2 protein-coding genes are annotated in these 1,293 nt (G+C 41.3%); both read right to left on the bottom strand.

What is annotated here, in order from left to right:
* Positions 1 to 113: 113 nt before the first annotated feature.
* Complete coding sequence (locus A3762_RS14540; RefSeq protein ID WP_068756260.1) at positions 114 to 380, bottom strand: hypothetical protein; 267 nt, start codon at positions 378 to 380, stop codon at positions 114 to 116.
* Positions 381 to 389: 9 nt separating this feature from the next.
* Positions 390 to 1,293 (bottom strand): GIY-YIG nuclease family protein (locus A3762_RS14535; protein WP_197469275.1); only part of this gene is annotated, 904 nt, incomplete at its 5' end.

Genomic DNA, 1,293 nt, shown 5'->3' with positions numbered 1-1,293 from the left:
AACGTCCATACTAAGCTCCAAATTGTGTGTATGCGTCAGTGACTGTAGTACGTAAAACTATGCTGCGTGCATATTTTTGTCATTGATTGAAAGCAATTGTTGCCCTCGTTTTTCTAGAAAAAGAAGGAGGCAGCGGCTGTCGCCAGTACGCTGCACCATACGATACAAACGAGTGTCGCGATGAGTCGTCGTGATGGCTGATTAGTTGGATTGATGACAAATTTGATGCCGAAGCCTAAAGGCAGTAAAAGCAATGCAAACAGTATGCTTTTAATCAGCATGGGCTGCTCTGTTGTATCGAAAAAGAAAAGAGCAACTAGGCAAACAAGCCCTATGAGCTGTATGGCGCGATCTTTTGGTGTTTGTTTCGCTTGTTTCATAGATGCATTTTACCCAAGTTTTGTAAGTTTATGGATGCGCAATTGGTTCAATTTTAGTTGATCTGATTTAAGCAGAAAGCGGAGCAGTATAAAGTAAATATCTAGATCAAAATGCGCCTTATTCTCTGCATTATTTTCGTGTTGATGAGCTTGAATTTCTGTCCCAATATGCGCGTTTAAGGGAACATAACCACGCTCTCTTAATTCTTCTTCTGATTCAATTTTGCCTAGATATTGCCATTGATCGATTAAGTGAAAGTGTTTGATTTCGTCATCATTTACGTCGTTTTCTTCCACGAGTATCGGCGTATCAAATGGCCATAAAACAAGTTGATGTTTATTCATCGCTACATCGATACGAGCATTATAGTCTTCGGCAGATTCAATTCCTTCGCATGCACCAAAGCAGCGATGTAATTGGCGTCTAAAACAGGGAGTGTTATCGAGCGGATTGCCCTCTAAACCAAGCAACTTGTAACAAAGAAAATAGTGATCTGCGAGTTTCTCTAATTGCTTGCTAGCCTGACGAGCGCTCCGGAATAGTCCCGCACTCTCACCTGGTTTTTGTTTACTGTTTATTTGTTGGGTGAGGACGGTTTTATAACCCTTTGAATTTTGTTCAATTTGAAAGCTATAAAGTTTTCTAGTACGTCGAAGCCTTCTGTTATAGAGCGGCGATAATGCTTTTATCTCATTGCTCTCGAGAATTTGTGCGCCGAAATCACTCGGTGTTCGCTTGAAATCGATATGCGCAACCTTAGTGCTCATAAGGAGTTCTTTGCTACTTCGATAATCATTGCTGAAATGACTCATGACACGAGCGCGTATGTTGACACTCTTACCAACGTACAAGAGAGAGCCTTCTTCGCTATAAAAGTAATAAACCCCCGCGGCTTTCGGAAGGGCTTTAATT

It is taken from the genome of Oleiphilus sp. HI0125 (assembly GCF_001635355.1).
This window is presented reverse-complemented; position numbering and strand designations above follow the sequence as displayed.